Source organism: Methanosarcina sp. DH1, from assembly GCF_020804205.1.
GTDB classification, from domain to species: domain Archaea; phylum Halobacteriota; class Methanosarcinia; order Methanosarcinales; family Methanosarcinaceae; genus Methanosarcina; species Methanosarcina vacuolata.
On the sequence record NZ_WJBJ01000023.1, the window covers coordinates 108,274 to 132,835 of the forward strand.

The following is a 24,562-nucleotide window of genomic DNA, read 5'->3' on the forward strand; positions in this document are numbered from 1 at the left end:
TAAATCTTTCGTACTTTCCTATTCATTAAGGTCTTTTTTTACAGAAAATCTCCCTCTGAGCGCAGGAGTTTTATACTTAAGCTGGTATCACATTCTAAATATATATTGTTAAGTTCGTGTGCCCTATGCCAGCAGAGTTTTTACTGTCTTCTCCTGTATCTTTACCTGACCTTTCCGTGCTTATTCTTCTGGGTGTCTTTGTACTTACTGCTCTCAGGCAAGTCGGATCTTTAAGGCTGCATATCTGGCAGATCATGACTTTTGGAGCGATACTGGTACTGTTGCTCGGTGAGATTTCTCTCCGAGAAGCTCTTGCAGCGATTAATATGGATGTGCTCATCTTCCTTTTCGGGGCTTTTTGCGTTGGGGAAGCACTTAACATGAGTGGGTATCTTGCCTGGCTTGGGAACCGGATAGTTTCCAGGGCAAGGGATACGGATCAACTTGTTTTACTTGTGCTGTTTTCTACAGGAATTCTTTCTGCAATTCTCATGAATGATACCCTGGCTATCATGGGGACTCCACTGGTTCTGGGTTTTTCCAGAAAGTACAATATATCTCCCAAACTAATGCTCTTTTCCCTGGCATTTGGGGTGACTACGGGAAGCGTTATGAGCCCTATTGGAAACCCGCAGAACCTCCTCATAGCAATCGGAGGAAACCTTGATTCTCCATTTGTAATCTTTTTGCATTCACTCGCCATACCAACCCTTATATGTCTTTTAATTGCTTACGCAGTGCTAAAACTCTTTTTCCGGGAGGAATTTGGAAAATCAACCCTTATTCACTCTGAAGAAGTTATTACTGACCCTGAACTTGCCAGTGCTTCAAAAATCTCTCTTTTGCTTTTGCTGATTCTCATAGTCTGTAAAATTTTCCTGGTGGAATTTTTCCCTGCCTGGGACTTTGATTTGAGCTGGATTGCACTTTTCTCCGCGTCGCCTGTCCTGCTCAATAGAAAACGCGTTGAGGTCCTGAAAAATATTGATTGGTCAACCCTGGTTTTCTTCGTTTCAATGTTTGTGCTAATGAAAAGCGTATGGATTTCCGGAACATGCCAGGAATTGCTTACCAGGATGTCTCCTCAGTTAGGCTCGGTGTCAATGATCCTCGCACTCAGCATTGGACTCAGTCAACTTATTTCTAACGTTCCCTTTGTTGCGCTCTATCTGCCTGCCATGGGCAGTACAGTTTCTCAGGTGCAACTGATGGCGCTTGCTGCAGGAAGTACAATTGCAGGAAACCTGTTGATCCTGGGCGCTGCAAGCAATGTCATAATTATCCAAAACGCAGAAAAAGAAGGAAAAACTCTATCATTTGCCGAATTTTCCAAAATTGGAGTTTTAATTACTATTTTGGATGCTATTACTTACTTAGTCTTTCTTTAACTTTTTAAACCCATATTTGTCTTGTAATATATTTTAAAGATGTAATACTCCCTTAAACCAAATTTATAGGTCTATTGATCTTTAATGCATCCACTTTTTTTCTACGAGTACGTAAGTATTTTCAACTCTCCAATAAACTTGATATACTCAAAGCACATACACTTTTTTCTGGAAGATATAAGATCATGACCCTGAATAATACAGATCCAAATACCAGGCGCAGACGCACCAGGTGCACTGTACAGAAGAAAACCTTTGGGCCTGTTGACGACCTTGAAACTCATGTCCGGTCCGACTGGTGGCAGACTCTTTTTAACTCACTTTACCTTAAGACCGATGCCGATCTTCTGGATGATATGGAGGTTACTAGAAAAGAGGTCGATCTCATTGTTTCCATTTTAGGAGTGTCTCCTGAAGAAAAAATTCTTGATCTTTGCTGTGGTCAGGGAAGACATATACTTGAACTGGCGAGGAGAGGTTTTTCAAATATTGAAGGATATGACAGGTCCCAGTACCTTATAAGAAAAGCAAGAACCAGAGCACAGAAAGAGAACCTGCAGGTCAGGTTCAGAGAAGGAGATGCAAGAAAACTTCCCTATCCATCTGATACTTTTGACATAGTTACTATAATGGGCAACAGTTTTGGCTACTTTGACTCAACGCTCCAGGACCAAAAGGTTCTTGAAGAAATTTTCAGAGTTCTGAAGCCCGGAGGCAGAGTTTTTGTTGATGTTGTGGACGGAGATTACATGAAAAAAAGCTTCCAGCCCAGGTCATGGGAATGGCTGGACAGGAAATACTTTGTCTGCAGGGAAAGAGCCCTCTCGGCCGATGGTGATCGGCTAATTTGCAGAGAAGTGATAAGCCGTATTGACAGAGGAGTAATTGCAGACCAGTTTTACGCTGAGAGGTTATACAATAAAGGAAGCCTTTTTGAGTTGCTTACTGCGTCAGGGTTTAGTAGTCCGACTTTTCACACTACTTTTAGCCCGGTATCCGCAGTTACTCAGGATGCGGGCATGATGGAACAGAGAATCCTGGTCTCGGCCTCTGTTGAGAAACCGTGGCCTCCTTCTCTTCACGCAGCCGGGAATAAAAAACCAATGAATATTGCAGTTGTGCTTGGAGATCCGAGAAAAGAAGATCAGGTTAAGCCTGCCTGTGTCTTCGATGATGATGATTTTGATACTCTTGATAGAATGAAAAAAGCACTTGCAGAGATTCCTTTTATGAAATTTACTTTCCTTGACAGGCACGAAACGTTGCTGGAGGAACTGAAGAAGAAAGCAGCAAAAATTGATCTTGTACTTAATCTCTGTGATGAAGGGTTTAATAACGACCCCACAAAAGAGCTTCATGTTCCGGCTTTGCTCGAACAGCTCAACATTCCATATACAGGGGCGGGCCCTCAATGTCTTGCTTTCTGTTATGACAAATCCATTATAAGGGGCCTTGCCAGAGAGATGCGTATTCCTGTAGCAAAGGGAATGCTTGTAACCGAAGACTCGGAGCTTTCAAAGCTTTCTCTCTCTTTCCCCCTGCTTGTAAAGCCCAATTCAGGGGACTCAAGTTTTGGGATTACACAGAAAAGCATTGCTCACAGCCGTGAGGAACTTCTTGAAATTCTTGCGGCAACCCGGGAAAAAATTGGCTCGAACCGGCCTTTCCTGCTGGAAGAGTTTCTTCCCGGAAAAGATATCAGTGTTGGCATTATTGGAAATCCGCCTGCATGTACTGTACTGCCTATTACGGAAGAAGATTACTCGGGAGTGCCTGAAGACCTTCCAAAGATCTGCGGGTATGAAGCTAAATGGATTCCAGGTTCTCCGTACTGGAACATAAAGTCCGTGCTTGCTGATCTCCCAGAAAAAACCCGAAAGGAAATCGTAAAATGCTGCCTTGCTCTCTTTACCAGATTAGGCTGTCGGGATTACGCCCGTTTTGACTGGAGGCTTGACGCCGAAGGCAAACCCAAACTTCTTGAAGTAAACCCCAATCCTGGCTGGTGCTGGGACGGTCATCTGGCAAAGATGGCGGCTTATGCTAATATTTCCTATTCCGAAATGCTTAAGGCCATTATAGAAGCTGCAAAGGAAAGGTATGGCCTTGGAGCTTCTGAAAATCTCGAGCCAAGGAAAATGCCTGAAACCACTCCCCGAAAAAGCCCGGATGAATGCGCTGCTGAGTTTGAAGAGGAAATTGAAGCTAGAAACGGTATTGATTCCGAAAATAACAGGAAGAAAAGTGTTTTTTCAAAAACTTCCGGAACAGTACAGGCTTTTGAGAGCATATAAACTCAAAAAAGTGTGGGATGCGAAAATATCGGGTATTTCTTTTTCGCGTCTCGTTTTTTTATAGTTCTGTTACTTCTTTTACTTCAGAATGTTTACTTCTTTTACTTCAGAACGTTTACTTCATTTACTTCAAATGTTACTTCTGAATGATAATTGTAAGAATATCCTCATCCTGCATTCTATGGTCAAGGCCTACTCTTTGCCCCGGGTGTTTTGCGGAGGTGCCCCAGATCTGAGCATAGCGGAACTTCCTGCGGAAATCCCTGTGCAGGCGATCGCAAATCTGGCCTATGTTGGTCCCGCTCATAACTATCAGGGGCTCTTCCATATCGGCAGACTGACCCTGTGGCTTTAAGTAGACTCGAATGAAACCCAACCTGTCGTAAATAGCATCTTTGAGAGTCCCGATATTAATGCCTTCATGGGCTGAAATAAAGATCGAGTTAGGGTATAGCTCTCTGCATTCTTCAATCAACTGTGGATAGGCCAGGTCAACCTTGTTAACAGCTATTAGAGACCTGACATAGCTGCGGTTGCTCAGGACAACGTCAATAAGCTGGTCAACCGTTATGTTTTCTCTTATAAGTACACTTGCGTTGTGGATCTTATACTCATCCAGCACAGCCTTGATAGTTTCCTCATCCAGGTCAAGGTCAACGGTTGAATTGATCACTACCCCACCTCTATCTTTTTTCTTGATTACCACATCAGGGGGCTCTTCATCCACACGAATGCCGGCCTGGTAAAGTTCGTCCATAAGTACTTCGTAATGCTTGGGCTGGAATACATCAAGCAAAAATATAACCATATCCGAGTTTCTGATAACAGATATGACTTCCTTTCCACGTCCACGCCCTGAAGATGCGCCTTTTACAAGCCCAGGGACATCAAGGAACTGGATTGTTGCACCTTTGTGTTCCAGTACGCCTGGCACAACTGTAAGGGTAGTAAATTCATATGCTGCCACTGCAGAATTGGCACCCGTGATTTTGTTCAGAAGCGTAGATTTCCCTACTGATGGAAAACCTACAAGGGTGACGGTTCCATCTCCTGATTTTCTGACCGAGTACCCTTCTCCTCCTCCTTTTGCCGAGGCTTTTTTCTCAACTTCATCCCTCATGCGGGCTAGCTTGGCTTTGAGGCGGCCTATATGATGGGAAGTTGCCTTATTGTACACGGTCTTTCGAAGTTCGTCTTCGACGTCCTGTATTTGCTCCTGTATGCTGCTCATCTGGAACCTGCCGATTTAGGGACTAAAGAAATGATTTTCATATTAATTGAAAAAGAAACCGTGTCCAAACGGTTTATACAAACCTTTTTTGATCCAAAAGAGATCCGTATCTGGATATTTTATCCTGAATAGTTGAATGCAATATATATAACTATGGAATGTTTTCATTTACTGGTTCTGAATAATAAGGCTACTCAAAACATTTCTATTTCATAATAATTATAATAATACTTAAAGCTTATTAAAAGCTGCTTCCGGTGAAAATTTCTTCATCAGAACTGGATTCAAAGAGACAGTCTTACTTATTATGATGAGTGGCCGTTTATCTTATTCAAAGGAACTGTCTCAAAGGGACAATCTCTCCTATCCATTGAGATTATTTTCATTCAAAAAATATTATTTTTATTCAAAGAATATTATTTCTCCTGTCCTCTCATACACACGTATCCCTTCGGGAAGCTTTGAAGCGAATTCTGCGGAGTTAAGAGTTTCCAGAAACTTGCAGACTTCGGGAGTTTCCAGAATTTCCTTCCTTATAAGGAAATCATATTCTTCTTCTGCAAATTTTACAAATTGGAGCCCATTCTTTTCAGTACAGTTTCTTATTCCCACACCTACTTCGGCGTTTTCTGAGATGATGGTCTCACAGACAGCTACTTCCGATTTTGCTCCGGATGCATATCCAGGAATCGAATCTGTAAACTCCTTTTTATCAATTCCCTTTCCAGCTATAAATTCTGCAATTTTCAGGTCTAAAAGAGCTCTTGTACCTGAACCACGATTCCGGTTAATCAGGTGTTTTCCCGGGAGGTCAGAAAGCCCGGAAACCTGCCTATCCTCCCTGACAAGAAGCCCTACTTCCCGCCTGTACCCTTTGACAAGAACAATGTCCGAAAGTCCCATATTCTCGATTGTAGGGACGTTATACAGGACTCCATCCTGTCCCCGGTGGTCTCGTGACGGCAGATTCACGCCTGCAATATCGGCTGTATTTGCGGCAATTGCACTGAAGCCCCCGCTTGAACTTGTGTAAAGGGCCCGGAAACGAAGTCCACTAAGGTCTTCAAGAAGGTCAAGACCAGGACAGAAGCCGCCTGCTATCAGGATATCAGGTTTTTCAACCTCTCCGAAAAGAGTCACTTCTACAGGGGTTCCCGCTTCAATAAACTCTGTACTGGGTGGGATTTCAATAAAGCCATCTGCCCCGAAAAGAGAGGTTATGGCACCCGAGCCTTTATCTGCAGGATAAACCCTTCCCCTGATCAGGCCTACTGGGAGAAGTTGTTGCCTTCCTTCTGAACGGAAACGTGTGCCTATAACTCCTTTTTCCGTTTTTTTAAGCGCTTTCTCTTCTCCAAGGGTTTTTCTAAGTAGGGGAGCTACGAATTCGTTAAAAATTGTTAATGCAGATGTAGGGTTTCCAGGAAGCCCTATTATAGGGACACCTTGTATTATTCCAATGACCACAGGTTTCCCAGGTTTTACACTTATGCCGTGGGCAAGGGTTTCTCCGATTTCATCTACGAGTCTGTACATCACGTCCCCTGACCCCGATGACGTGCTGCCAGAAGTCAGAATCAGGTCACACTCCGAAACCGCAGTTTCAAGTACCTTTTTCATGGCTGCCTTGTTATCTTCTACAATCCCGTAAAGCAGGGGGAAAGCGCCACATTCATGTATGCCAGCATATAAGGTGTAAGAGTTTGCGTCATATATCTTTCCGAAAGTAAGTTTTTCTCCGGGACGCACAAGCTCGTCTCCTGTTGAGAGTATTCCAACCTGCAGTTTTAGGACAGGCACATCCTTTTTTCCGACAGAAGCAAGCACTCCGATTTCCCTGGTCCCGAGCTTCCGACCTGCCCTGATCATACGCTCTCCTTTTTGGATGTCAGAACCGGCCTTCATGATATTTTCTCCCACAGTTACAGGACTGTAAATCGATACGGTTCCGTCTTCTTCAGAACTATATTCAACCATTACCACAGCGTTAGCTCCTTCGGGAATCGGAGCTCCGGTAGCTATTTCCACGGCTTCCCCCGCTGAAACATTGAATTTTACATCCGAGCCGGCCTGGATGTTTCCGATGAGTTTGAGTTCTACAGGCTCGGTTCCGCTGCATTCATACGTATCCTCTGCCCTGACTGCATAACCATCCATTATAGCTCTTGGAAAAGGAGGGACATTGATTTCGGTAACAATATCCTCTGCAAGGATTTTACCGTAAGCGTTTTCAAGGGTTAAGCGTTCCTGCCTGGGAAAAACTTGCAGGTTATTTATTATTTCCCGTGCCTTCTCTACAGAGATAAGTTCCCGAAATTCTTTGCGTTTCATAGAAATTCAACCTTAATTTACAGGTCTTCAGATAAGTGTTCTAGTTTAATAGTATTTCCAGGCATGTTTCATACTGTTTTATCCCGACATTTTATACTTACTTTTTTCCTCAAAAAATCTAAAAAGCAAGTTAATTAAGAGCTGCTCAACTCGAAATTAAAAAAACTCAAAATTAGTCCAGGTAGCAGATTTAATAAAAATTCAAAATTAGTCCAAATAGAAGCTTAAGTAGAACGTCAAAAGATTTAGAATCTAAGTTTAAAACACGAACTTAAAAGAAACTTCAACAGGGACTTAAGAACAGCTTAAGTAGAAACTTAAAAAGAGGAACATACAAAAGCTGCTTCAGAAAATTATCCAAAAAAATCGTGGCGGGAAAAGTCCCGCTTGATTTTATTGCCCCTTCTGTTTCTTTCATTTATCGGGGTTGCCTTTTTATTTGTAAATTGGCGCGCCCGTACTCTGGGTTATTTTCTCAAAAGCTTCAACCATCTTCATTGTCATGGGCCCGGGTTTGCCTGTGCCTATAACCCTGCCGTCAAGTCTGGTTATAGGAGCAGCTTCAGCTGCAGTGCCTGTGACAAAAACTTCATCGGCTGTGTAAAGGTCAAATAGACCGAGATTTGCTTCGATGACTTTGTATCCCATCTCGTCCAGAAGCTCGATAGCTGTGGCTCTGGTGACCCCTTTTAAGTTGCTGATTGTATAGGGAGTAAGAACCTTATTATTCTTGACTACGAAGATATTATCTCCTGAACCCTCACAGACAAAACCATTGTGATCCAGGAAGATAGCTTCGTCTCCTCCTTTCTCGTTAGCTTCAATCTTTGCCAGGATATTGTTCAGGTAGTTCAGGGACTTGATATTAGGGGATATGGAATCAGGTGCATTTCTTCGGACACAGACACTGACGGCTTTGAGCCCGACTTCATACAGGTCGCCGTACATGGCTCCCCAACCCTGGGCTATGACAACCACGCAGGGTTTCCCACAATTGCGGGGGTCAAGCCCGAGATCTCCAGTGCCTCTCGAAACAACAGGACGGATATATGCATCTTTAAGGTTATTTTTCCTGAGGGTTTCAAGTATTGCTTCACTCATTTCTTCTTTTGTAAGGGGGATATCCATTGCAATTGCCTTTGCCGAGTCATAAAGCCTGTCAACATGCTCTTTTAACTTAAAGACGCGGCCGTTGTATGCCCTTATGCCTTCAAAAACACCGTCGCCGTAGAGGAAACCATGGTCATAGACCGAAACTTTGGCTTCGGATTTGGGAACAAACTTCCCATCCAAGTAGATTAATAACTCACTCATTTGCGAACAATCCTCTGCAATCTTACTACTTTATAGAGTTCACTTATTTTCTTGATAATGTCAATTAAATATGATTGTAATATGCAAACCCTATAAACCATTTACTTTATTTCACTCATTGACAGTATGTAAGCTCTGCGCGGGGTTTTAAAAATTCAAAGCCTCAGGGAAGTTTCCATACTGGCAAATTCCTAAGTAAAATGCCGAATAAGTCAGTATATACTAAATATATATTACAATTCCGATTCTATATAAATATTTTAAGATATTTACAGTCCCAATTAATGTATCCATACAAAAAGCTTTTATGTTAAAACGCTTATTTCGTATTCCGTACTAAGAAAAGCAAACAGGGCTCGTGGCTTAGCCAGGATATAGCGCTGGGCTTCTAACCCAGACGTCGGGGGTTCAAATCCCTTCGAGCCCGCTTAATTCTTAATCTATTCTAATTAGCCTTAAAAGCCGTTTTTGAATTCTCTACTTACTTCAAATCAACCTGCGCAAACTGTTTTCACTCTCATTCTTTCTGACATGTTTACCCTTTTTCAGTAGAAGTTTATACTTTCTACCTGCCCATCTCTGTTTTTTGACCATTTCTGTAGAGCTTTTATACTTTCTGTCGGCCCTCTCTGTTTTTAGGCCTTCTTTACAGTAAGGAGTCTTAACACAAACTACAGTTTTACCGGAGTGCGCGCAACTTTTGTTTTTGGAAATCTCATATCAAAATTGTAGGATCAAAATTGCAGGATCAAAATTGTAGGAGACGTAGATAGAATAATGCAACAAAAATTCTGTAAAATCGGAAACATAAAAGGCCACTAAACCTAATCTGGAAACTCAAAAAGCCACTAAACAGGATCTGACTTCATAATAGCAGGTACCCCAGTCCCAGCGCGAGAAACATTACTCCTGACATTACTGTTGTAATCAGCCCTATCTGCCTGATACTTTCCACTTTAGCTGCGAGTCCCAGCGGCACCAGCAATATGAGATAAAACGAGGTTCCAACAAAAAATCCTCCAAATAGCAATATGCTGCCTGTAATACTGGCATAAGACAGAGCTGCGGACATCGCCAGAAGGAATGGAGGACACACATTGATTCCTGTCAGGAGGCCAAAGAAAGCGGGATAATTCACGTATTTTTTACTCAGCTTACACAACCCAAAATGAGGCCATTTTTTTACCGCCACAAAAGCTAGCATCAGGACAGAAAGCAGAATCATAGCAGTCCCTATAGCTTTATTAAGCCATGTTCCGTCTATCTGCTTGCCGAGAATTCCCAGGATCAGGCCGAAAAACAGGTAAGCAATTAGCCTACCAATTGCAATTTGTCCAATGGATAGTATATTCCGCCGCAGCTTTCGGTCTTCCGATAGGACAAAAGGCACATATACAGGGGCGCAGGTGACCAGGCAGAAAACGCCCGTGGACAACCCCAGCAACATGCCCCGGGAAATAGTCTCTACGATCATCAGCCACCGCTCATGACTTTGCTAACAAAGAAAAGCCAATGATCACAATGAGAACCATGTACAGATACATTACCCATATCCTGATATTTTTTTTGTCAATAGCCATTTCAGAAACTTCCATTATTACCAGTCAATAAGTAAATGCAATTATTGGAAACTCACTATTTCGCCGGTCATCAGGTAGTGTACAACCGTCCATATGAAGCCTGAAGCAATAAGCAGATTAAAGATAATTGCCAGCGGAATAAAAAATAATCTTATGGTCTGGTCAGTAAACATCAGCTTGTAATTGATCGCACCTGCAGGACATTTGTCCATACATTTTCCGCACTTGGCGCACTCGATTGTTGTTCTTCCCTTCGCAAGCGATTCTTTGGTGATCGCGAACAACTCACAACTTTTCACGCACAAACCGCATTTCTTGCAGAGGGTTGTGTCGATTTTTACTTTAAACGGATTGATAACCCCAATTAGAGTATTGGCAGGCATAAGCGGGCATATAAAGCTACAGAACAGCCTTTTCTTTGTGAGCAGCGGGCCTATCACCAGGAAGATCAGCCCACCAGTCACGAATATCAGCGCTGTGATCCACTCAAAGGTCGTTGTTACACCTGGTGGGTCATAGATAATCCGCAGCGGGCATATAAAAGCGCAGAAGATAGGTATCAGAAAGACAGCGCTGACAAGGATAAGGAACAACATAAATGCGTAAGGAAACAACTTAGCCCATTTTGGGGGGTTTTCAAGAGGTATGATCGGCTTCTTTAATAGAGAAGCAAAAAACTGGTCCATCCATCCGAAGAAACATATCCAGCCACACCACCCTCTTCCCAGGATAAGTACAAGACCGAGCCACATAAAGAGAACGGCAAATAGCGATGTGACTGGGGATGGGAAGACCATTTTTCCTTCGGTAAAGTATGGTACCGCTACGAATGGGATGGTGATAGGACAGATGGGAACGCTATTACTGTTCAAGGCTTGACTGGTCAGCAGAATGCTGCCCCTTTGCACTTCATGTTCCAGACTAAGCGCGATGGTGAAAATTAAACCATCTATTCCAATAAAAGTTACCATGCGGAGAAGGTTGACTCTTCCACTCCACAGGATGAAAAAAGTCAGTGCTGTACCTATTATGACAATAAATGCGGTGACTGCCAGGCGAGCTGAAGAAGAGTCTCCCCTTCCTACAAGAAAATATAAGATTAAACCAGTGATAACTGCCGCAGTAAAACTGACTGCGAAAGAATACTTTAAACGGTCTGTACCGCATCGTGCTCCTTTACTCTCGCTTTTGTTTGATTGAAACACTTGCTTACCTCATCTGGCGCAAAAAAGCTAGGCCCGCTCAATAATAAGAATATTTTTCTCTTAAAATTATTTTTTCTATCAGTTATATAAAAGCTTGTCGAAATTTTTGATACAAAATTCTGACCATTTAATCACCAGCCACATGTTAATGTTATTGTTTTCTGAAACTTTACAAACTGGCGGACTTAAAAATTAATAAGTTAATGTTTACTCCGAAAATTCACAGACTTGCTCTTTGAATCTATTTTCACATGACACTGATAGAGAGTTTCTGAATCAGGTAATTTAAGAAAAGAGCACAGTTAAAAAAATGAGTATCCTGTAATATTCAATATTTGTGTTTCAGTTTACAAAAAGCGCACATGATATTCTTTGAACAACATGCACAACCAATGAAAGTGCTTGCAGATGGCAGTATTTTCATGCTAATTTTCATGCTAATATAGTCTAGCTCCGATATAGATTTAAAAGCTGAAAAACGGGAAGCTAAGAGAAAGAAAATTTAAAAAAACGAGCATGAAATTCATTGAATTACATGCACAAAAATATGAAAGTTATTTCAAGCATTTTCATGTCAGATAAAACTTTGTAAGATTTCATCGCTGAAAATCACTGCTCTGAGCCGGGAATCATTTTATATCCCTCCCCCGAGGGCATAAGTATTGCCAGGATAATATACAGGACAATACCAATTCCTCCTTGCAGAGCTAGGGCTGCAAAAGCAAGCCTTATAAAGGTAGGGTCAATGCTAAAGTATTCACCCAACCCTCCACAAACTCCGAAGAGCATACGTTCTTTCTTGCTTTTAGTCAGACGCTTTTTCATAGTGTAGGCAGTGCGCTTTTCTTCTTTAGCTTCTTCCTTAGCTTCTTCTTTAGCTTCTTCCTTAGCTTCTTCTCCGGCTTCCTTTGCTTCTTCTCCGGCTTCCTTTGCTTCTTCTCTGACTTTCTCTCCAGCACCTCTGGCGGCTTCCTCTTCTTTTTTCTCCTCAGGTTCTATAACGACTCTCTCTTGCATATCTATAGGCTTTGTCCAGGATTTCTCGGTATAGCCGGTTTCAAGTTCTCCTGGAGCCTTGAATTCACTTTCTTTCGGGATTATTTTCTCTTCGGATCTGGGGTTTCCTTGTTTTTCTTTTTCTTCCATATCTCTTTCAGGTTTTGCCCAGGATTCCTCGGTATAGCCAGTTTCAAGTTCCCCTTCAGGTTTGAATTCGCTTTTTTTCGGCTCTTCTCTTTCCAGGGGTGCAGCACTTCCGCTGATTTCCTCTTCGTTTTTTCCCTCAGGTCTCGCACATGGTTCCTCTTCAGATTTGGCTTTAGGTACCCCTGGCACTTCAAAAAAGTATCCTTTAGTTACTTTTTTTTCTTGAGATTCGGGATTTTCCTGCATATAGATTATTCTATTTGTGAGGATTTATATTATTCTGGTACCTTTTCCATCCCCTTCACTATTTTCATGTTTCCTTCTTCTGGCATCTTCTACTTTAGTGGCATTCAGAGCAGCCGCATTCTTTTTCGTTTCGAAAAATCCCATATATCATCAAGGGGAGAAGGATAAACGCAAAACCCAACTTCAGGTCTTCGGGGAGCAGTTCTTTTGCAGTCCCCACAGTTGCTATCGCACTGATCCCGAGTTTTAGATAAAACCAGTCCAGAAGGAAACCTGCCCCAAGAGAGCAGAGAGAAATCATCCCAAGATACAGAGCTGCCGAACGTTTTCCAAGGAAGCGGGCAACCATCGTTATAGTTGCTACATTGGTTGCCGGCCCTGCGAGGAGAAAAACAAAAGCAGTACCTGGACTCATGCCCTTGGCTATAAGACTTGCGGCAAGAGGGGTAGAAGCTGTAGCGCAGATATAAAGAGGAATTCCCACAATGAGCATGACCAGCATTGATGCAAAGCCTCCTCCCAGATAATTCTGGATAAGGCTATCAGGAACTGCATAGGAAATTATTCCTGCAAAAAATATTCCGATGATCATCCATTTGGAAATCTCGGCTGGCAGCTCGATATAAGCATATTTTATTCCTTTAATCAACCTGGCTTTTACCGATTCTTTATTATTTCTATCTTTTCCGGGTTCTTTATCTTTCCCTTCTTTTCTCGATTCCTTTTCTTCGGACCCACATTTTCCACAGCCGCATGAAGAGCCCTCTTTCTGGAAGTCTGGGGTTACCAGGGCAAGTTTTCGGACATTTTCAGATTTATTATTGATTTCCAGAGGTTTTGCTCCTGAGGACATTACTTCCATAGCCTCAGTTGTAGTGCTTACATACTCGTTTTCTCCGTTACCGGAATCTGCTGGCTTATGGCAACTACATGAGGAAGAGCTGCATGTTTTTTCCTGTAAGGGAGCTCCAATCAAGGTCGAGACTGCAAGAACTCCTGCTTTTTTCCCAGGATTTTCCTGTTTTTTGGTTTCCTGTTTTTGGATTTCCTGTTTTTGGATATTCTTCTTTTCCAGATGTTCCCCTATCAAAAAATTATCTGCAAGCCCTGTAAGAACAGCAGTAACGAGAGCAGCAAGTGGGCGGAAAACTGCCATCAGGGGGTCCATAAGAGCATAAGTAACCGCTATCGAGTCAACCCCTGTTTCGGGAGTTGAGATCAGGAAAGAAAGGGTTGCTCCCCGATTAGCTCCCCTTTTTCGGATCGACATCGCGGCAGGGATCACTCCACAGGAGCAGAGAGGCAGGGGAAGACCTGCAAGGGCGGCATTGATAACAGAGCGAATTTTTCCCGCCGATGCTCCAAGGTATTCCACAATCTTCTGGTCAGGCACCAGGGTATTCAGAAGACCTGCAATACCCAGGCCGAAAATAAGATAGGGAGCCATTTCTACGAAGGTTTTCCAGGATTCCAGGAGAATCCCTGAAAAAAAGACCAGAAGAGTGTTTAGAAATTCGAAGTTCATGCTTTTTCCTCCACATGTTCAAGGCACATTTCAATTAGCGTTCGGACATGCTCGTCTGCAATATAATAAATCGTGAATTTTCCCTCCCTTCTGACCCGAACAAGGTCAAGCTGCCTTAGGGTGCGAAGCCCATGAGAGACTGCAGATTGAGTGACACTAAGCGCCTGTTCAAGTTCACAGACGCACATCTCTTTTTGCTTTAGTAAAAAAAGGATCTTAAGGCGTGTATCGGACTGGAGCGCCTGAAAAACCGCAGCCATCCGCGTGACACTTTCGGGGCCCGGAACGTTTTCTAACAGTTTTTCCAGTTGCTTTGAATCCACTCTTTCACATTTCTCTTGCATGAACATATGAACAGTTGTTCATATATTAGTATCTTTTTAAGAACTGCGCTATCTAAGAAAATTGTCAGAACCTCGGTTGTATCTTAAAATTTTTCTTTATACTGTATTTAAAGAACCAAAATGAAGGTGATAATAAGTGCAAGGATAAAAAGAGCTTCCAAGTCACTTTTCTGCATGGAAAGTTCGTGTATCGAGGTCCTTTTTCTTCCCTGATATCCTCTGCTCTCCATTGCGAGGGCCAGTTCTTCAGCGTCCCTGATTACACCTCTTAGCAAAGGAATTGCAAGAGCAGGAATTGAACGAAGAGGATTTTTTACGAAATCCATCCCTCTTGCTTTCTGAGCTGCTTTTGTCCGCTCTACTCTCTCGAACAGAAGGGGAAGAAACGCTATAGAGATGTTCATCATCGTAGCAAGTTCAAAAGAGCTGATTCCCAGCCAGCGCAATGGTAAAGGCCTTAGCATCCTTTCTATGCCGCAGGTAATTGCCGATGGGTCAGTACTGGCTGTCAGGAGGGCTCCAAAAAGCAAAAGTAGTATAAATCGGGCAGCAAGTTTGAGCCCTTTTTCCAGCCCTTCCAGACTTGGCTGCAGAATCCAGTACGAAGCAAGGGCTCTTCCATCGGTAAAAAATAGCTGTGTGAGAAAAATAAAAAATATAAACAGCATCATCGGCCTTACTGCCCTGAAAAACACTTTCATTGGCAGTCCTGAGAGTAAAGCAAGGGTAAAGAAAAAAGCGAAAAGAACCCCTATTCCTGCAAAATTCCCTATTTTGAACGTCAGAATTCCAAGCAGCATCACGGCTGCAATTTTTGTCCTGGGGTCAAGCCTGTGGAGAATGGAAGCCCCTGGCACGTAACTGAAAACAGGTTCCTGCATATTTCCTTCGACTTTCTCTTTATAAATGATTTTTCAGGAATTTTCCGAAGCTTCCCGTTTTAGTGAATTCCTGTTTTAGTGAGTTCCTGTTTTAGTGAATTCCTGTTTTAGTGAATTCCTGTTTTAGTGAGTTCCTGTTTTAGTGAATTCCTGTTTTAGTGAATTCCTGTTTTAGTTCCCATTATTTTCTGTTTCATGGGTCGATTTTAATCTCAGAACCTCTTTAAGAGCGTCTTCAACCGTGAAGACTTCAGTGTCTACTGGCAGTCCTCTTGCTCTAAGTTCTTTCATCATGGATGCTATAGGCGGGAGGGGCTCGAATCCTTTTTCGAGGTAGCTTTCCCGGCTTCCCTGAAATATTATTCTTCCTTCCCTTATGAGCACTATTCGTTCCAGCAAGGGAAAGAACCCTTTAAGATTATGGGTTACAGTTATGATCGCAGTACCCTTCTCTTTAACTCTTTTAAGTGTCTCAAGAATGTCCTTTTTTCCAGCCGGGTCAAGCCCTGTTATTGGTTCGTCCAGTACAAGATAGTCCGGCCTGAGGGCAAGGGCGCTTGCAAGAGCAACTCTTTGCATTTCTCCTCCACTCAGGCTAAAAGGGTCTCGAGAAAGCTCACTCTGGTCAAGAGCGACAGCTTCAATTGCCTCATATACCATTTCCTCGGTTTCTTTTTTCGAGTACCCAAAGTTCAGGGGCCCGAAAGCTATTTCCTCATATACGGTCTTACAAAAGAGCTGGTCAGCAGTCTGCTGAAAAACCATTCCTATCCTGCGTTTCGTCTCTCTTAAAGAAGGATCAAGCCCATCCACGCGAATGGTTCCTGTTTCTGGTTTTAAAATCCCGTTGAAAAGTTTTGTTAGAGTAGATTTCCCTGCGCCTTTTTCTCCCAGTATTCCCACAAACTCTCCTTTCTCTATCTTCAGGTTGATATCTCTCAATGCGAGAGTTTCGAGAGGAGTCTTTCTGGAGTAGGAAAAACTTACGTTTTCAAGAATAATCGGCATATTTCCTCTGCAAAGCTCTGGGGAGAAGAGGTTTTTTCCCAGGGAATTATTATTCCGTGCATTTTCAAGTTCTCAGCCAGCTCAATCAAAGAAGGTAGGGAAAGCCCAAATGTCTGGAGGGAAACATCGGAAAAAATACTTTCCGGCTCGCCTTCAAGCCTTATTTTCCCTTTTTCCATGACAATGACTCTGTCTGCGTCATGAAGTTCTTCTAGATTGTGAGTGATATATACAATGGTTTTTCCTTTCCGGTGCAGTTTTTTTATGATTTCCAGAACAGCTATTCCGGATTCAGGGTCAAGCATGGAAGTTATTTCATCAACGATAAGGCATTCAGGATTCATTGCAAGAATTCCTGCCAGAGCTACACACTGTCCCTGTCCTCCACTCAGGGCTTTCGGAGAACGGTGCCTGTACTTCTCAAGCCCGGTTTCGGCAAGCGCCATATCCACACACTTTCTAATTTCCGCAGGAGGAAGGCAGAGATTCTCTGGGCCGAAAGCCAGGTCTTCTTCAACTGTCCGACCTACAAATTGAGTCTCAGGATTCTGGAAAACGATACCTGCGAGTTTCCTGATTCCTGGAAGATTTGAGGGATCACGGGTGTCCATTCCTTTTATTATCACTCTGCCAGCCTGAGGTTTCAGGAGTCCACTGAGTTGAAGGGCAAGCGTAGATTTGCCGCTTCCGTTTTTCCCTATTACCCCTATGAATTCCCCTTTTTTTATAACCAGGTTTATATTCTCAAGCGCAGGGGTACCATCAGGATAACTGTAACTCACTTTTTCAAGCCTGATCATGTTTACTCTAAATTTTTATTGTCTCATTTCAAATTTATTATAAATTATTATAACTTATACTGAAAATTTGAGTTTCGCTTTTATTTTCTGCTTATCTATAAAAAATTAAAAGAAAGTAGCTTTAGAGCTTGTAGGTTGAAGCAATATATGCGGCAACTCCAGTTTTTACGATTTCTCCAGGCAGAAAAGGAATGACACCAAGAGCAAGGGCTGTTCCAGGTCCCATATCAGCTACAAGCATTAATTGAATAAATCCGCATGCATAGAGAATCAGTACTCCTGCACTCATATTAAGGGCATTGATAAAGAGACCGGATTTATCAGCCTTTTCAGCCTTTTCGGAAAGCTTTCCTATAGCATACGCCGCCAGAATGAAGCCAGTTATGTATCCGCCTGTGGGCCCAAAAAGCACTCCCATTCCAGAACTGCCTCCTGCAAACACAGGAAGCCCTGCTATGCCGAGAAGGGTATACACTATCATGCTCAAGCCTCCCCATTTGCTTTTCAACATGCTTCCTGCAAGCAGGACAAAGAATACCTGCAGTGTAACGGGGACAGGAGAGAAAGGTATAGGAATCTGTATATAAGCCCCTACGGCGGCCAGGGCTGCAAAAAGAGATGCGAAAACCATCATCCTTAGTTCAGGAGTCCGGTTGAAGTAAGGCTCTTTGTTTTTTATGTACACATTTTTTCCTCGTATCAATTTTACTCAGTTATTCTCATTTTTTCGCCTTTTTTAAGCCTGTCAGTTTTTTACGTCCTTGAATTGGCAGGCAGGAAAATACAGTGTAAGTTTAAGATTGTAATATGTTTTAAAGCTGTAATATTTGATATAGAAACTGAAGACTCGAATAACCTTGTCAGCTTTACAATGATAACTTTATAATGGTTAATTCCAGTCCTGAAAGCTGTATAGCAACTGAAAATTTAAAGTATTGTTAACCTCTTTCGAGTTAAAGGTTTACATTAGATTTAAAACTTTCCTGATATCACAGTTCTTATTTTCCAGGCATACATTTCTTCCATTCGGAGCGATAATTTGATATACATCTTATACCGGTATTATGGATCACCTGAAATGCAAATTCAGCAGGTAGTTGTAAGATTGCATTTTTCGGAAAGTGTTTCATGGGCGTGTGGCCTAGCCAGGATATGGCGGCAGCCTCCTAAGCTGTAAATCGGGGGTTCAAATCCCTTCGCGCCCGCTAATTTCCTTTAATCTGTATTTTTCTTGGCCCGTATTCCATTAACCTGTTTATCTCAGTTTTCTAAGAAACGAAACTCTATTTTCTAACTCCAGGGTTTTCATTCTAAGGCGCTATGGACATTCTGCCTGCTCAGAAGAACCAGATATTTCTGAACACTACTGCCGATGTAAATATTAGTGTAAACAATGGAAAATTTCTTATCTGGAAAGTAAGTATTCCATAGGAGTATACAATACATTTTTATTGATCATATCCCAGTGCATTCTATTTTATTCGAAAAGAAAATGCTAACCCAGAGGAAACACGAATTGATCAGGAAAGCCAGAGTAAATGACGTAGTTGTAATGAAACAAATCATCAATACCTATTCGAAGGAAGAGCTAATGCTCGCCCGTTCGCTGAGTGAGATGTACGAGAACATCAGGGATTATTACGTCTGTGAGATTGATGGAGAAGTTGTGGGCTGTTGTGCCCTGCATGTAGTGTGGGAAGACCTTGCAGAGATACTTGCTCTTGCCGTGAACCCTGTATGTGCAAGAAAGGGAATAGGTACAAAGCTTGTCACGGCTTGTCTTGAGGACGCTAAACACCTTGGCATGAAGGAAGTCTTTGCACTTACTTATGTGCCTGGCTTTTTCGAGACTCTGGACTTTAAGGTTGTGGACAAAAACACCCTTCCCAGAAAAATCTGGTCCGGCTGTTTGAGGTGCCCTAAGTTTCCGGATTGTAACGAAGTTGCTGTTCTGAAGTCGATTCATTCCTGAATTGCTTTTAAAATTCTTCTATGATATCCTGTTTTTTATTTTTTTGAATTTAAGGCTTTAAATTCGAAACTATAGGAGTTCAATTTTCAGGATTTAAAATTAATATAAATAGCCAAAGATCAAAAATTATTTATTCAGGCAGTTACGTTTTTAGGCTATCCTAATTATCGGATATGGAGTCAGGCATATGCTGGCGGGATGATGTAATGCATATAGAGCGATTTGAAGAATATCTTGAAACTATTCTCTACCTCATTAGAAAAAATCAAAGCCCTGCAAAGACTAAACAGATTTCTGAAGAACTCAACGTATCTCCGCCAAGCGTGACGGAAATGATAAAAAAGTTACATTCTTCGGGGCTTGTAGAGTATACACCTTATCAGGGAGTTGAATTAACAAAAAGAGGAACTGATCAGGCTATCAAGATCAAAAGAAAACACCAGGTACTTGAAACTTTCCTTGTTGATGTCCTTGATTTCGATAGGAAGGAAGCGCATAAAGAAGCCTGTGAACTTGAGCATGCGGTCTCAGATGCCGTACTTGAAAAGATCTACGAATTTCTGGGATGCCCCGAGTATTGCCCTGACGGGAACCCGATCAATATTGATAAAAATAATATCGGTCAAGAGGAAAAATTTGTCCCGCTTGATGAGATGGAAGAAGGAAGTTCAGGCAGAGTTGCCCGGGTGACCCTTCCAAGAGAAATGAAAGAGCGCCTGCTTTCCCTTGGCATTCTTATGGGAGAAGATATTGAAGTCAGGCGAAAGCAAAGGCAGGGCTGTATCTCGGTTATAGCGGTAGGGTCGGAAATTGCTCTCGGAAGGGATATTGCAAAGAAAATTTTCATAGCTCCGAAGAGCAGAAACGTGTAAAAAATAAAGAGAAGGCATATAACTGGCATGGAGTAAAATAACCGGAGATGTGATAGGAATTTCCAGTTCATGCTGTACTTCCGGAAGTGGAAGTCAGAGCAAAAGTCCCTATGATTTGACAATAGCTTTCATAGGCAACCCAAGCGTTGGAAAAAGCGTCTTTTTCAGCAGGCTTACGGGGGTAGGGGTTGAGGTCTCAAATTATCCTGGCACAACAGTTGCACTTAAAAAAGGAATTGTAAAAGCCCGGGGAAAAACTATTGAAATAGTTGATCTGCCAGGCATTTATTCCCTTGGGGTCACAAACGAAGATGAAAAAGTAACCAAGCAATTTCTGATTGAGGACCGACCTGATATTATTATAAATGTCGTTGACGCGAGCAGGCTCGAAAGGAATCTGTACCTGACCCTGCAGCTTCTGGAACTCGATATCCCTATGGTTGTTGCGTTAAATCAGGTAGATCTGGCTGCAGACCTCGGGATTCTCGTTGATACAGACGAACTCTCTGAACTGCTTGGCCTGCCTGTAGTACCAACGGTTGCGACCTGGGGAGTAGGGCTTGATGAAGTAATGCTTGTAGCCCTTGACGAACAGAATAAGACTCAGGAGCACCATCAGGTAAGATATAGCCAGTGGGTCCAGCAGGCTCTTTCTAGCCTTGACTATACCTTTCCCCATATCTCTCCAATCGTAAAAATGGCAGCTCTGCTAAACGATGCCGAGTTTGTAGAACTCTGCTGTATGCCACCAGAGGCTAATGCCTTGCTCTCTTCTGCCAGGCGGTTAAGACAGAACCTGGAGATAGAACAGGGGATTTCGGTACCTGATACTGTTGCAAGAGATCTCTATGGGGAAGCAGGATATATTGTGGACAGCGTGGTTTCAAGGTTTGAACCTAAAAAAAATATAAGGGAAAGAATAGATGCTATCCTTACATCCCCTAATTTCGGGATTGCAGTGCTCATATCTGCCCTGCTCATTACTTTCCTTCTTGTTTTCCGTGTAGGCGGGTTCCTTGAGACCTGGATTGTAAATGAAATCTTTGAGCCTCATGTGATCCTTCCTGCCGAAGCCGCAACTTCTGGCATGTCGCCTGTCCTGAAAAACCTGATTGTTTATTCTCTTCGAGGAGTAGAAGCCGGATTTGCAATCGCAATTCCGTATATTGCAGTCTTTTATGCCATTCTTTCAATATTTGAGGATTCGGGTTATCTTACCAGGGCAGCTTTTCTGCTTGACAATCTTACTCATAAGCTTGGGCTTCACGGAAGAGCCGTGATTCCGCTGGTTCTTGGCTTTGGCTGCAACGTCCCTGCAATTATGGCAGTGCATTCCCTTGGCACACGGCGGGAAAAGAGGATAGCTTCCCTTCTTATATCTCTAATTCCCTGCTCAGCGCGAACCGTCATAATCCTGGGGCTTGTTGGAACTTTCGTAGGTTTCTGGCCTGCGGTTTCAATCTATATTCTGGAGATTATCATTATTACCGGCATGGGATTAATTCTGGGAAAAAGTCTGCCAGGCCAGAGAAGTGGCTTTATCATGGAAATGACCCCTCTCAGAAAACCGGGGCTGAAATCCACTCTCAGGAAGACGTGGATGAAAAGCCGAGAATTTCTATATATAGCTTTTCCGCTTTTGCTCGTTGGAAGCGCTTTTCTGGGGGTTGCCGATGCTCTGGGCCTTCTTTCAATCTTCCAGGACTTTGTAGAGCCAATATCCGTAGGCCTGCTGGGCCTTCCAGCATTTGCGGCGACTGCCCTGGTTTTTGGGATTCTCCGAAAAGAAATGGCGCTTCAGATTCTTGCCGTGCTTGCAGGTACAGCCAATTTTGCAGCTGTAATGACACCTGTCCAGATGTACCAATTTGCTGTAATCACGACCATCTATATGCCGTGTGTAGCAACGATTGCAGTACTGAAGCACGAACTTGGAGCAAAGGATACGGCTTTAATAGTTATTTTCACTATACTGCTGGCTCTTGGAATGGGCATCTTGATTAGGATTTTTGGGCCCTCTTTTCTTTGATTTCTTTTTTCCGTTTTTATATGACGAAGCGTAAAATCCCTGAGTTTAGCTCAGGGGTAGTTCACATTCTGTTGCAGATTTCTTGCCCTGGCTTTCCTCAAAGTAACTATCTTTCTCTACAGTCTCTGTGGTTTATTTGGAAGGTAAGTTTCTCTAATCGGGCACAACATTTATATATTTGCAAGTGTGTCCCTTCTTTTCGAAATATTCTACCTTTACCGCAAATTATTAATATTTGGTACATAGTGTTATTCCCGATGACCCGAATTACCACTCACTTACACAAAAACGTGTTGAGTGTTATTATGGATATAATTGAAATGGATCATTTTCGCGAGCCTGAACTTGATGAGGTTCAATTTTTCCTTGAAAGTACCGGAACTCACGGTTCCGTTGTTAATGAAACTGCTGCGGAAATGGACTGTACCTCTTCCAAAATCCAATCAAGGGAGAATGTACTGGTCGACTTTGAGAGCTCCTTTTCATCCATGAACTAACACTTTTCCCCTAAAATTTATTACCCCTTCTTGAAATCCAACTCTTTAACTCCTTGTATTTTAAAGTTAAGCTTGGGTTTCATTCCTCTATTTTGTAGTATTATGGACATTTTTCTCTCTGGGCTTCCCTGTGAATCCACGCGAAGTTTGAACATCGTTCTTGCTCGATTTGTTAAGGGATGCAAGATTTGCGCAGGTATCTCCTATTTATTGTTTTTTATTACAGATATATCGAAAAATATTTATCCTAATTTTCATCCAAATTGTTCCTCTTTGTTTCCGAATCTTTTTTGGACTCTTCGTTGTTTCGTGTGGATATCCTCATAATATCACCATAACCCAATGCGGCCTTGAATTGAAAATCATTTCATCCATAAGGAATGACTGAGAGCCTTTTTTTGTTTCCTGATTCTCTTTGAATCCTTTTCTGTTATTTCCTTAAAAAGCCATTTTTCACTTCTGAAAACTTTTTATTCGGGTTTTCCTGCCTTTTCAGCCCATTTATGGAGTATTTCAAAAAAGATTAAATAAAAAGATTTTTGTTCCTCTTTATTAAAAGTATTATATAAGGCCAGAAAAACTATCGATTACCATATATATTTAAAGTAAGATTACATGTACTTTGTACATATTATTTAAATTCCTATGATCTAATCAATTTAATTATTGTTGTGCTGACCGCCTTGTCACCAGAAAATTCCAGGCTGTCAGGAAATCGGAACCCGAATTTGTCATAAGAGGTACTTTTATGAGAACTGGACAGAGGGACGTGCATAATACACCGCTTAAAAGGCGACTATCGATAACCTATGAGGAGCTCGAGACTCTCAAGAAATCGATTAAGGTTTCGGTTCTCAATGAACTGCGGGCCGAAATGGAAAACGTTTCCGATCAGGATTCCATCAAGGATCTTGTCCTCTCCGAAATCAGGACAGAGCTTATGGGAATCCCTAACCCTGCTCTACTCAAAGCTTCCATCCTGAATGAATTAAGAACAGAATTGAAAGCATCAGGGGAAAATGACTCGGAAGCAGCTGACCGGAAGTTGAGGGAATTTTCAGGCATTCAGGATGGGCTTGTCCGCGAATTGCTTGACCAGAAAATGCTTATAAAGAAACTGGAAACACAGATTGGAGATCTCGCTAAACAACTGGAAGATGCAAAAAAGACTGCTCCTGTTGCTCCACCTTCTGTAGTGCCGTCTTCTGTAGTTCCATCTTCTGTAGTGTCGTCTTCTGTAGTTCCATCTTCTGTAGTTCCATCTTCTGTAGTGTCGTCTTCTATTACTCTGACTCTTCCTGAAGACCCTTTAGACCTTCCGCCTCTTTCCAGAAAAACCAAACCGAAACCTGAGCTCAGAATAGAAAAACCGGCATACAGACTGGGCCAATTCAAGGAAGCTCCTGCCCCCCTACCAGGTACAGGTGCAAAGGTTCAGCTAAAGCTCAGGGAGGTTGAGCCGGCAGATCTTGATAGAGAAGAAGCCGAAACGAAGTGCGAATATATTATTGCAGAAAGTGGCGATAAAAGAGGGCTTAGAGGCATTGTTAGGCAGGGGTCGTCGGTTAGAGAACCTGCCAGACAACAACCGTCGATTAGAGAACCTGTCAGGCAACAACCGCCGATTAGAGAACCCGCCAGGCAACAACCGCCGATTAGAACACAGTTCAGGCAGCAACCTCCAGGACCGTCGTTACCTGAAAGGCAGCCTTCTGCTGTTAAAACGGAACCTGTGGAAAAACCCGCTGATGAATATAAATGTGAGTATATAATCGCCGAGAGATCTTCGAAAAAGCACTTCATAGAAGAGTCAGTGGATGTGCGGGAAAATGAAGATGCCGAGGTTATCACATGTAGCCGGAAAGATTCTCGGGCGAAATAAAGCTTAAAAAGACAGAA

19 protein-coding genes and 2 tRNA genes are annotated in these 24,562 nt (G+C 42.5%); 9 read left to right on the forward strand and 12 right to left on the reverse strand.

The features are described from left to right. Positions 1 to 125: 125 nt before the first annotated feature. Together FXW07_RS13500 and FXW07_RS13505 are read left to right on the forward strand one after the other, a co-directional pair. On the forward strand, positions 126 to 1,388 hold the full coding sequence (locus FXW07_RS13500; protein ID WP_229395893.1) for an anion transporter: 1,263 nt from the start codon (positions 126 to 128) through the stop codon (positions 1,386 to 1,388). A 185-nt stretch (positions 1,389 to 1,573) separates the two neighbouring features. Further along, complete coding sequence (locus tag FXW07_RS13505) at positions 1,574 to 3,682, forward strand: methyltransferase domain-containing protein (RefSeq protein WP_229395894.1); 2,109 nt, start codon at positions 1,574 to 1,576, stop codon at positions 3,680 to 3,682. 136 nt (positions 3,683 to 3,818) lie between these two features. On the opposite strand, the gene FXW07_RS13510 is transcribed toward FXW07_RS13505, so the two are convergent. The 3 genes from FXW07_RS13510 to ilvE form a co-directional block, all read right to left on the reverse strand. Continuing rightward, complete coding sequence (locus FXW07_RS13510) at positions 3,819 to 4,913, reverse strand: GTP-binding protein (protein WP_229395895.1); 1,095 nt, start codon at positions 4,911 to 4,913, stop codon at positions 3,819 to 3,821. A gap of 402 nt (positions 4,914 to 5,315) precedes the next feature. After that, complete coding sequence (locus tag FXW07_RS13515) at positions 5,316 to 7,244, reverse strand: molybdopterin biosynthesis protein (protein ID WP_229395896.1); 1,929 nt, start codon at positions 7,242 to 7,244, stop codon at positions 5,316 to 5,318. Positions 7,245 to 7,679: 435 nt separating this feature from the next. Continuing rightward, positions 7,680 to 8,558, reverse strand: a complete 879-nt coding sequence (ilvE, locus tag FXW07_RS13520) for a branched-chain-amino-acid transaminase (protein ID WP_229395897.1) — start codon at positions 8,556 to 8,558, stop codon at positions 7,680 to 7,682. Between the two features lie 352 nt (positions 8,559 to 8,910). Between ilvE and FXW07_RS13525 the strand changes: the two genes are divergently transcribed. Next, positions 8,911 to 8,985, forward strand: a tRNA-Arg gene (locus FXW07_RS13525). A gap of 438 nt (positions 8,986 to 9,423) precedes the next feature. Here the strand turns inward: FXW07_RS13525 and FXW07_RS13530 are convergent. The 9 genes from FXW07_RS13530 to FXW07_RS13570 form a co-directional block, all read right to left on the reverse strand. Further along, positions 9,424 to 10,032: a sulfite exporter TauE/SafE family protein gene (locus FXW07_RS13530; protein ID WP_229395898.1), complete on the reverse strand. Its 609-nt coding sequence runs from the start codon at positions 10,030 to 10,032 to the stop codon at positions 9,424 to 9,426. A gap of 147 nt (positions 10,033 to 10,179) precedes the next feature. Then, a complete protein-coding gene (locus tag FXW07_RS19545) occupies positions 10,180 to 11,343 on the reverse strand; it encodes a 4Fe-4S binding protein (RefSeq protein WP_229395899.1) in 1,164 nt (387 codons plus the stop codon). A 609-nt stretch (positions 11,344 to 11,952) separates the two neighbouring features. After that, positions 11,953 to 12,735, reverse strand: a complete 783-nt coding sequence (locus FXW07_RS13540; RefSeq protein ID WP_229395900.1) for a PspC domain-containing protein — start codon at positions 12,733 to 12,735, stop codon at positions 11,953 to 11,955. A 94-nt stretch (positions 12,736 to 12,829) separates the two neighbouring features. After that, positions 12,830 to 14,260: an SO_0444 family Cu/Zn efflux transporter gene (locus tag FXW07_RS13545; protein WP_229395901.1), complete on the reverse strand. Its 1,431-nt coding sequence runs from the start codon at positions 14,258 to 14,260 to the stop codon at positions 12,830 to 12,832. After that, complete coding sequence (locus FXW07_RS13550; RefSeq protein ID WP_048122348.1) at positions 14,257 to 14,604, reverse strand: metalloregulator ArsR/SmtB family transcription factor; 348 nt, start codon at positions 14,602 to 14,604, stop codon at positions 14,257 to 14,259. The genes FXW07_RS13545 and FXW07_RS13550 overlap by 4 nt, the downstream gene beginning before the upstream one ends. Positions 14,605 to 14,711: 107 nt before the next feature. Further along, the gene (locus tag FXW07_RS13555) at positions 14,712 to 15,485 is read right to left on the reverse strand and encodes an energy-coupling factor transporter transmembrane protein EcfT (RefSeq protein WP_229395902.1); all 774 of its coding nucleotides are present in this window, start codon (positions 15,483 to 15,485) and stop codon (positions 14,712 to 14,714) included. 171 nt (positions 15,486 to 15,656) lie between these two features. After that, positions 15,657 to 16,493, reverse strand: coding sequence for an ATP-binding cassette domain-containing protein (locus tag FXW07_RS13560; RefSeq protein ID WP_229395903.1), 837 nt, complete (start codon positions 16,491 to 16,493; stop codon positions 15,657 to 15,659). Continuing rightward, complete coding sequence (locus tag FXW07_RS13565) at positions 16,469 to 17,293, reverse strand: energy-coupling factor transporter ATPase (RefSeq protein WP_229395904.1); 825 nt, start codon at positions 17,291 to 17,293, stop codon at positions 16,469 to 16,471. Before FXW07_RS13565 ends, FXW07_RS13560 begins: the two co-directional genes overlap by 25 nt. Before the next feature lie 121 nt (positions 17,294 to 17,414). Continuing rightward, positions 17,415 to 17,978: a biotin transporter BioY gene (locus FXW07_RS13570; protein WP_229395905.1), complete on the reverse strand. Its 564-nt coding sequence runs from the start codon at positions 17,976 to 17,978 to the stop codon at positions 17,415 to 17,417. A gap of 445 nt (positions 17,979 to 18,423) precedes the next feature. Here FXW07_RS13570 and FXW07_RS13575 point away from each other — a divergent pair. The 6 genes from FXW07_RS13575 to FXW07_RS13600 all read left to right on the forward strand — a co-directional run bounded on the left by FXW07_RS13575 (position 18,424) and on the right by FXW07_RS13600 (position 24,545). Then, positions 18,424 to 18,498: transfer RNA gene (locus FXW07_RS13575), tRNA-Arg, on the forward strand. Positions 18,499 to 18,809: 311 nt separating this feature from the next. Then, the gene (locus FXW07_RS13580) at positions 18,810 to 19,265 is read left to right on the forward strand and encodes an N-acetyltransferase (RefSeq protein WP_229395906.1); all 456 of its coding nucleotides are present in this window, start codon (positions 18,810 to 18,812) and stop codon (positions 19,263 to 19,265) included. A 206-nt stretch (positions 19,266 to 19,471) separates the two neighbouring features. Next, positions 19,472 to 20,137: a metal-dependent transcriptional regulator gene (locus FXW07_RS13585; protein ID WP_229395907.1), complete on the forward strand. Its 666-nt coding sequence runs from the start codon at positions 19,472 to 19,474 to the stop codon at positions 20,135 to 20,137. A gap of 49 nt (positions 20,138 to 20,186) precedes the next feature. Next, positions 20,187 to 22,166: a ferrous iron transport protein B gene (gene feoB / locus FXW07_RS13590; protein ID WP_229395908.1), complete on the forward strand. Its 1,980-nt coding sequence runs from the start codon at positions 20,187 to 20,189 to the stop codon at positions 22,164 to 22,166. A 305-nt stretch (positions 22,167 to 22,471) separates the two neighbouring features. Next, positions 22,472 to 22,663 carry a hypothetical protein gene (locus tag FXW07_RS13595; RefSeq protein WP_229395909.1) on the forward strand — a complete coding sequence of 64 codons (192 nt, stop codon included), beginning with the start codon at positions 22,472 to 22,474 and terminating at the stop codon, positions 22,661 to 22,663. 748 nt (positions 22,664 to 23,411) lie between these two features. Further along, a complete protein-coding gene (locus FXW07_RS13600) occupies positions 23,412 to 24,545 on the forward strand; it encodes a hypothetical protein (protein WP_229395910.1) in 1,134 nt (377 codons plus the stop codon). The last annotated feature ends 17 nt before the right edge of the window (positions 24,546 to 24,562 follow it).